Genomic DNA, 7642 nt, shown 5'->3' on the forward strand with positions numbered 1-7642 from the left:
TGAGGTGCACATAGTGCAAAAAATTAAACATAAGACACCAACCGTGATACTTTCGTTGTTTAATCTGCACAGACTGAAGATAAATAATAGCCTCAGTGCCGTTATAAGGGTAACGGCAAAAGTTGTCAAGCAGTTTTTTCGCATATGCTAAAGCTGGTTTGATGTGGTTATGCAAAAAGTCTAACGATAACTTAGCAAAGGAAAAGCTTTGTGCTAAGGGAGTATTTTAAGTATAATGTGGATAGCATTAGAACACTTAAATGAATCACATTGTCAATGCGTACAATAGATTTGAAACTCCTATAGTTAGAGGAGAAGGGGTATACCTTTTTGATAAAAATGACAAAAAATATCTAGACTTTGCTGCGGGTATTTCTACAACTTCTTTAGGACATTGTCATCCATATATTGCAGATAAGCTGAAGGAGCAATCAGATTTATTATGGCACTGCTCTAATATTTTTACTATTCCCGGGCAAGAAAGGCTTGCTGAGCGTTTAGCAGCACTTACTTTCGCGGATAAAGTTTTTTTCTGTTCAAGCGGACTTGAAGCAACAGAAGCTGCAATTAAATTTATTCGCCGTTATTTTTATTCAAAAGGGCAAGAAAAGCGCAACCGCATTATTACAATCGAAGGAGGGTTTCATGGCCGCAGTATTGCTGCAATTTCCGCTGGAGGAAATGAAAAATCACGCGAAGGTTTTGCTCCACTCCTTTCTGGTTTTGACAAAGTGCCAAGAAACAACATCAAAGCGCTAGAGGAGAAAATCAGCGGTGAAACTGCTGCTGTGTTTTTAGAGCCCATACAAAGCGAGGGTGGAGTGTATACACTGGATGTAGAATACCTTCACAAAGTAAGAGAAATAACAAAATCTCAGAAAATGATCCTATGCTTTGATGAAGTGCAGTGCGGGTATGGGCGTATTGGTTCTTTATTTCATTATCAAAATATAGGAATCGAACCTGACATTTTAACTTGCGCGAAGGCTATGGGTAATGGGTTTCCCTTAGCTGCATGTTTAGTAAGAAATTATATAGCAGAAGCGATTACTCCAGGAACTCACGGATCAACCTATGGCGGTAATCCGCTTGCCGTGACTGTTGGTAACGCAGTGCTCGATATAGTGCTGAAAGAAGACTTTTTTGACCATGTTAGAAGGGTTAGTAAATATCTAAAAGAAAAATTACTACTGTTAGCTGAAGAATTTCCAAGAATAATCTCAGAAATTCGTGGGGAGGGTTTGTTAATAGGAGTAGAGCTTAAAGCTCCTTTGGCTGACAAAATTGTTAGCCGATCCCTTGACAAGGGTTTAATAATGACTAAAGTTTTAGATAATAGAGTAGTGAGAATAACACCTCCACTTATTGTTCAGGATAAACATGTGGATGCAGCGTGTAATACACTCTATAATTTGTTTTTTAAGATTAAAGATATATAAATATTTTAGAAATATAAAGTCCAGCTATACAAAATTTCGAACTTGCGAATGCTTCTTATAACATGTAAGATTAACTCTGTTTTTTGTCACAATAACATCATACTTTAATGGATTGGTTATTGGTTTCAATATTATCGGTAATTTTTGCTTTGTTGATTTTATCGTTTTTATTTTCAGGGGCAGAAATAGGTCTAACCTCGATCAGCCGATCTTGCGTTAATAAGCTAAAGCTAGAGGGTAACAAAAGGGCCAAGATGATAGATCGCTTGTTAAGTAAAAAAGAATTAACAATAGGAACGATGTTGCTCGGCAATACGATTATTAACATTACTTGTTCCGCTTTATTTACAGCGATATTTATAAATTTCTTTGGAAGTGAAGGTATCTTTCTATCAACGATTGTAATGACATTTTGTATTTTGCTGTTTTGCGAGGTGTTACCAAAAACTTACGCCATGCAAAATCCTGAAAAATTTACATTATTTTCCACTTATTTTGTACTATTTTTTGTCAAGATCTTTTCTCCATTGACATTAGGCATTCAGTTTATTGTCAATCTTATTCTAAAGTTATGTGGGCTTCATAAGAATAGGGAAGTAATATCTGCAGCGGATGCAATGCGTAATATGATTACTCTTCATCGCAGTGAAGGAACCATGTTACAGCAGGATTTAGATATGCTAAGCAGCATACTTGATTTAGCTGAGACAGAGATATCGGAAATTATGACCCACAGGAGAAACCTATTTTCTCTTGATATAGATCGAAATAAAGAAGAATTGATAAGAGAAATTTTAATCAGCAGCCACAGTAGAGTACCTTTATGGCAAAAAGAACCAGATAACATTGTCGGAGTAGTTCACGTAAAAAATCTAATAAACGCTTTGCGTGAAAAGGATAATAAAATAGAGGAGGTTGATATTGCCACAATTATGTCAAAACCTTGTTTCTTACCAGAAAGTACACCACTTAGCATTCAACTACATAACTTCCGTCAAAACAGAAAACATCTTGCGTTTGTTGTTGATGAGTATGGAGCACTGCAGGGAATTGTAACTCTTGAAGATATATTGGAAGAAATAGTTGGAGAAATTTCCGATGAGCATGATTTAATCACGGAGAATTTTATAAAGAAAATATCTGACAATGTATATCATATCGAAGGAAAATCAACTATTAGGGACATTAACAGACAATTGCACTGGAATCTTCCTGATGAAGAAGCTACAACTTTAGCAGGTATGATTGTGAATGAGATAGAGCGCATTCCTGACGAAGGCGAAGAATTTTTCATATATGGTTTTCATTTCAAGATTTTGAAAAAAGATAAAAATATTATTACTGTTATTGAAGTACAAGTAAAAACTGATCATACTATGACAGCGATTAATTAGTTAGGTTTTATGGAAGACACAGTAAAAATAACAGCCGATGAGTTAAAAGGTTATATAGAAAGAATCGAAAAACTCGAGCAAGAAAAGAAGGATGTGCAAGATCACATTCGTGATGTATATGCAAAAGCTGCAGATAAAGGTTGGGATACGAAAGTGATGAAACAGATTGTCAGGCTAAGAAAGATGGATGATGATGACAGAGAAGAACAAGAAATTTTGCTTGATACTTATAAACGCGCATTGGGAATGAGTTGCGAAGAAGAGTCAAGTGAATAGCAGAATTGTAATTGGGATAAGTGGAGCATCTGGTTCTATTTATGGTGTGCGTATTTTGGAAGTTTTAAGAGATGCTGACTACGAAACTCATTTAGTAATAAGTCGCGCTGGAAAAACCACTCTGACCCATGAAGTTGCAGAAAGACTTGAAGACATCACATCCCTTGCAGATTTTTACTATTCTGAAGAAAAAATAGGAGAAAAAATAGCGAGCGGTTCGTTTGAAACTTTAGGGATGATTATCGCTCCATGTTCTATGAAAACAATGTCTGAAATTGCGTCAGGTGTCACTTCCAACCTGTTAACGAGAGCTGCAGATGTAACGCTAAAAGAAAGAAGGAAATTAGTTCTTATGGTGCGAGAGTCGCCACTGCATCTTGGTCATTTACGAAATATGTTAAAATTGACGGAGATGGGGGCAATTATTGCTCCGCCAATGCCAGCGTTTTATATTAAACCGAAATCTTTGGAGGGCATTATAAATCATTCTATTGGCAAAGTATTGAGTTTATTTGGTATCAAATTACCTGGCTTCAAAGAATGGCAAGGAGTATAGCAAGTGGCAATTACCATTGATGGCAAGGAAATAGCAAGTGACCTGTGCAAGAAGTTATCACAAAAAATCGATGCTTTAAAGAAGAAGCACAACATTTTTCCTTGTCTTAAAGTAATTCTTGTGGGTAGCAACCCAGCAAGTCAAGTCTATGTTCGTAATAAACAAAAAAAAGCAGAATCAATAGGCATAAGTTCTGAGACTATTGTTTTGCCTGATAATATTTCAGAAGGTGAATTAATTGCAAAAATTAATGGGTTAAATGCAGATCCGTCTGTGCATGGCATTTTAGTACAATTGCCTTTACCAAGCCATATTAAAGCGAGCAGAGTAATTAACACAGTAAGCGTTGAAAAAGATGTGGATGGCTTCCATGATGAAAACGTTGGCCGATTAGTTAAAGGTGAAAAAAATTGCCTTATACCTTGTACTCCTAAAGGTTCTTTGCATTTAATTAAATCAGTTGAAAGTAATCTTTCAAGTAAAAACGCAGTTGTGATCGGCAGATCAAACATCGTGGGTAACCCGATGTTTCACCTGTTGTTGCAAGAAAACTGCACTGTTACAATTTTGCATTCACAAAGTAGGGATTTAGCTGAATATTGCTCCAAAGCGGATATAGTAGTTGCAGCAGTTGGAAAGCCAAATTTTGTCCAAAAAGACTGGATAAAGAAAGGGGCAATAGTGATTGACGTTGGCATAAATAGTATGAATGTAGGAGGACAAACAAAGCTTGTAGGTGATGTTGACTTCGATGGAGTAAAAGAAAAAGTCAAAGCTATTACGCCAGTGCCTGGGGGCGTTGGTCCAATGACCATTGCATTCTTGATGATAAATACTGTTATTGCTGCTTGTCTGCAGAAGAAAATTGATGCTTCTGATTTCATGAACCAAGGTCTATAGTTGCATTGAGGCAGGATGAAAGGTACGGAAATGGCAGGGTTGAAAGGATGGCTAACAACAATTTTTCTTTTGCTATGCTCAACCACAGTTTTCTGTAGTGGTTGTAATTTTAATTTACCATACCGCGGGCTTAGTTGTAATTTAGATCTATCGTACAGAAGTTTAAGTAACATAAAAAAGTTGTTAAATAACAGTGATAAATTTGCTGCGCTCACATTTGACGATGGACCATCTAACAGTAGAGTAAACGATATTATTAATGTTTTAGAAAGCTATAAAGCAAAAGCGACATTTTTTCTTCTTGGTGAACGTATAAATAAAAAAACGTCCGAGATAGTAAAGAGAATCTATAATGCAGGTCATGAGCTGGGCAATCACTCTTGGTCGCATAGAAAGTTGACATTGCTTTCAAGTGAAGAACAATTGCAAGAGCTGGAGAGGACAAGTACGGCAATTAAGAATGCAACAGAGCAAGATGTAAAATGGTTTCGCCCACCATATGGATGTCATGATGATAATTTGATTGAAAACACTAATCGATTGAATATGTATTCGATATTATGGACAGTTGACTCTCTAGATTGGCAAGGTGATAAACCAGAGATCTTAGTCAAAAGAGTTATAAGCAACGTGCACAATGGAGCAATCATACTGTTCCATGACCACGACAACAAATCAAATACAGTTGAAGTTTTACCTCAGATTATTAAGATACTAAAAAGGTCGGGTTATGAGCCTGTTACCTTAAGTGAGTGGGAGGAAAGGGTTTGTAGTGTAGTTAAAACTGAAAGTATATCAAAAGGAGAAGAAACGCATAATTTAGATTTACCAAAATACATTTACAACTAGATCAGTATACGAATGTTGAAATATCTAGCTCCAAACACAGTATCATTCCTCTGCTTATACCAATCTCTACTACACAGAAAGCGACAGGTACCGTTTTGCCAGTCAACAATGGTGTCATCCAAGTACCTCCTTCCTGTCATTCCAGTGCCTACTTTTTTGCCATCCCAGTGTTCCGACACTCGAATACTACTTTGGTAATAAATATTTAAGAAACTTACCAAGTGGAGAAAAAAGCAAAAGAAGCCTTAGTCAGTATTTATTTTCAGTATTGGCGTTTTTATGCCTTAAACGCTGCAATTTAGCTGCTTTTAAACGCAACTAGTCTAAACTATAATATTTAAGAAATTTACCAGACAGAGGAAAAAGACAATAAAACCCCGAGGTAGCTAGTTATTCCACTCTCTATTTTAAAATCCGGCGTTGGGTGATGTCTTAAACGACTTATAAGCGCGTTTCAGCTTGTATGGTAAAAACCCGAAGTTTTAAAAAGACATGCAGTGCACATAGTGCGAAAAATTAAACAATAGTACGCGAAATACAAGTTTTCTTGTCATTTTAACCTGTACAGATTGAGAAGTTAAACAAATAACTTCAATACTATGATAAGGGTAACGGCGAAGGTTGTCAAGTAGTTTTTTTGTTTCTATTGGGTAGCTTTTTTCCACTGTTGTCTGTCCGCTTTCTATGTAGTGGAATTGGTATAAGGTCTTGGATATGCCAATTTTAATCTTTGCGTTATAAAATTGTTAATCATTTTATCCTATAATTAGGATAATAGTTATTTTTCAAAGGATTTTTATGACTTGTTACTCAATTTTACAACCATACAATGCCTATTACCACAATATAGGTGAACCTCATTTCTCAGATTGTAAACCATTACATATATCTGATAAATTCGATAATAGGCCTTACTTTGATAAGGACTGCTTAACCACGCAAAAATTTTGCCTTATAGGCGATTATTGCATTCCTAATTTACACACGTCTCTCAAACACCATCACGCTCCATTTCAAGGTGATTATAACCCATGTTTCAAGCATTATTGCAATCCAGGTCACAGTAATCATTATGATGCAGCATGGTGTCATGCTCACGACTCTGGTAATACAGTAGTGCTGAATATACCACCATATTGGACTGGAAGTGAAAGTGGAAAAACAGGAAATAGGATAATAGAAGTTGCAAAAACTGAAGGAGTACCTGAACATTCAGACCACATTGCAGCAGCTATTTCTACTGCGGAAATAATTTAAGGACAATAAATTTTTGTAGGTAATTGTAGCGAAGGTGATGAAAGACGTGAAAAGTGCGTAGAGAATCAAAAATGAGCGATATCATATTAAGATCACAAATAGCGTTGACTTAATATGATAAATAGAGTATAAGACAAAAAGAAGTGATGTGCACTATGTACCTCTGTCTGTTGGCTTATAACTTCGGCGGCCCATTTGATGTATGGTCTTTCTTGCCTTCCCTACTAATACTGTTAATTTAAAATAAAGTTTGAATTATATAGGAGATTTCTATGCCAGAAAGCAATGATATTCAAAATGGTGTTTAGCCAAAATGAAATTACAGAGGAAACTACTGAAGAACCTGTAGTAGGTAATGAAAGCGGAGGGGAACCTCCTGCAGAGCGGTAGAAAATGAAAGCGGGGAAGAACCTCCTATAGAAACTACAGCAGACACAGAGGAGACTTCAGTGAAATCTACAGTGGACGAAGTGAAACCCACTGCAGAACTTACATTAGATAATGGAAGTGAAAGAAAACTCCCTGAAAAAATTACTACAGTAAATATAGAAAAGCCCACTGAAAAAGTTACTACAGTAAATGCAGGGAAACCACATGTGAAGTTTATAGTAGACGAAGGGAATTTTCCTATGAAGCCTTCAGTAGATTGGGGAAGTAAAATGAAACTTTTAGATGAGTGTCCATGTTTCAACCATCATCATAACTTACGCTTTAAGCATTGTCATGATCCATATTACAATGGTCATCATACTTCATATTATCATGCCTATGATTCTGGCAATACAGTGGTAATACCTTATGGTTGGAAAGGTGAACTACCTATGGTAAAAGTTGGAGGGCATACAGAATTTTTTGATTTAAATAAGCCCGTGCTAATATCTGATCTAGTCTCTGTGAACAAAATTTTAGAGAAGCCATATGAGAGAACCAACGAAGTTTAAAAAACCCATAAAAACCTCAGCAGTCTTGTC

At 36.2% G+C, this 7642-nt stretch carries 9 protein-coding genes; 8 read left to right on the forward strand and 1 reads right to left on the reverse strand.

The features are described from left to right. Positions 1–260: 260 nt before the first annotated feature. The 6 genes from GO685_RS02205 to GO685_RS02230 all read left to right on the forward strand — a co-directional run bounded on the left by GO685_RS02205 (position 261) and on the right by GO685_RS02230 (position 5414). On the forward strand, positions 261–1439 hold the full coding sequence (locus GO685_RS02205) for an aspartate aminotransferase family protein (protein ID WP_175937385.1): 1179 nt from the start codon (positions 261–263) through the stop codon (positions 1437–1439). 107 nt (positions 1440–1546) lie between these two features. Next, positions 1547–2833 (forward strand): HlyC/CorC family transporter, encoded by a 1287-nt coding sequence (locus GO685_RS02210; RefSeq protein ID WP_175937386.1) that lies wholly within the window; start codon positions 1547–1549, stop codon positions 2831–2833. Positions 2834–2842: 9 nt separating this feature from the next. Continuing rightward, positions 2843–3109 carry a DUF2312 domain-containing protein gene (locus GO685_RS02215; RefSeq protein WP_175937387.1) on the forward strand — a complete coding sequence of 89 codons (267 nt, stop codon included), beginning with the start codon at positions 2843–2845 and terminating at the stop codon, positions 3107–3109. Next, entirely contained in the window at positions 3102–3665 is a 564-nt protein-coding gene (locus GO685_RS02220; RefSeq protein ID WP_175937388.1) for a UbiX family flavin prenyltransferase, read from the forward strand. Before GO685_RS02215 ends, GO685_RS02220 begins: the two co-directional genes overlap by 8 nt. Positions 3666–3668: 3 nt before the next feature. After that, complete coding sequence (gene folD, locus GO685_RS02225; RefSeq protein ID WP_175937389.1) at positions 3669–4565, forward strand: bifunctional methylenetetrahydrofolate dehydrogenase/methenyltetrahydrofolate cyclohydrolase FolD; 897 nt, start codon at positions 3669–3671, stop codon at positions 4563–4565. 15 nt (positions 4566–4580) lie between these two features. Then, positions 4581–5414: a polysaccharide deacetylase family protein gene (locus GO685_RS02230; protein ID WP_246226352.1), complete on the forward strand. Its 834-nt coding sequence runs from the start codon at positions 4581–4583 to the stop codon at positions 5412–5414. Here the strand turns inward: GO685_RS02230 and GO685_RS02235 are convergent. Beyond that, positions 5411–5593 (reverse strand): hypothetical protein, encoded by a 183-nt coding sequence (locus GO685_RS02235; RefSeq protein WP_175937390.1) that lies wholly within the window; start codon positions 5591–5593, stop codon positions 5411–5413. The two genes, GO685_RS02230 and GO685_RS02235, sit on opposite strands and share 4 nt — an antisense overlap. A gap of 619 nt (positions 5594–6212) precedes the next feature. Here GO685_RS02235 and GO685_RS02240 point away from each other — a divergent pair. Next, the gene (locus tag GO685_RS02240; RefSeq protein WP_175937391.1) at positions 6213–6671 is read left to right on the forward strand and encodes a hypothetical protein; all 459 of its coding nucleotides are present in this window, start codon (positions 6213–6215) and stop codon (positions 6669–6671) included. A gap of 449 nt (positions 6672–7120) precedes the next feature. Then, a complete protein-coding gene (locus tag GO685_RS02245) occupies positions 7121–7612 on the forward strand; it encodes a hypothetical protein (protein WP_175937392.1) in 492 nt (163 codons plus the stop codon). The last annotated feature ends 30 nt before the right edge of the window (positions 7613–7642 follow it).

It is taken from the genome of Wolbachia endosymbiont of Madathamugadia hiepei, from assembly GCF_013366855.1.
GTDB lineage: Bacteria > Pseudomonadota > Alphaproteobacteria > Rickettsiales > Anaplasmataceae > Wolbachia.

What these genes read in the sequence shown, in the direction of transcription:
- GO685_RS02205 (WP_175937385.1), top strand. Translation starts at nt 261, where the DNA reads ATGAATCACATTGTCAATGCGTACAATAGATTTGAAACTCCTATAGTT.
- GO685_RS02210 (WP_175937386.1), top strand. Translation starts at nt 1,547, where the DNA reads ATGGATTGGTTATTGGTTTCAATATTATCGGTAATTTTTGCTTTGTTG.
- GO685_RS02215 (WP_175937387.1), top strand. Translation starts at nt 2,843, where the DNA reads ATGGAAGACACAGTAAAAATAACAGCCGATGAGTTAAAAGGTTATATA.
- GO685_RS02230 (WP_246226352.1), top strand. Translation starts at nt 4,581, where the DNA reads ATGAAAGGTACGGAAATGGCAGGGTTGAAAGGATGGCTAACAACAATT.
- GO685_RS02240 (WP_175937391.1), top strand. Translation starts at nt 6,213, where the DNA reads ATGACTTGTTACTCAATTTTACAACCATACAATGCCTATTACCACAAT.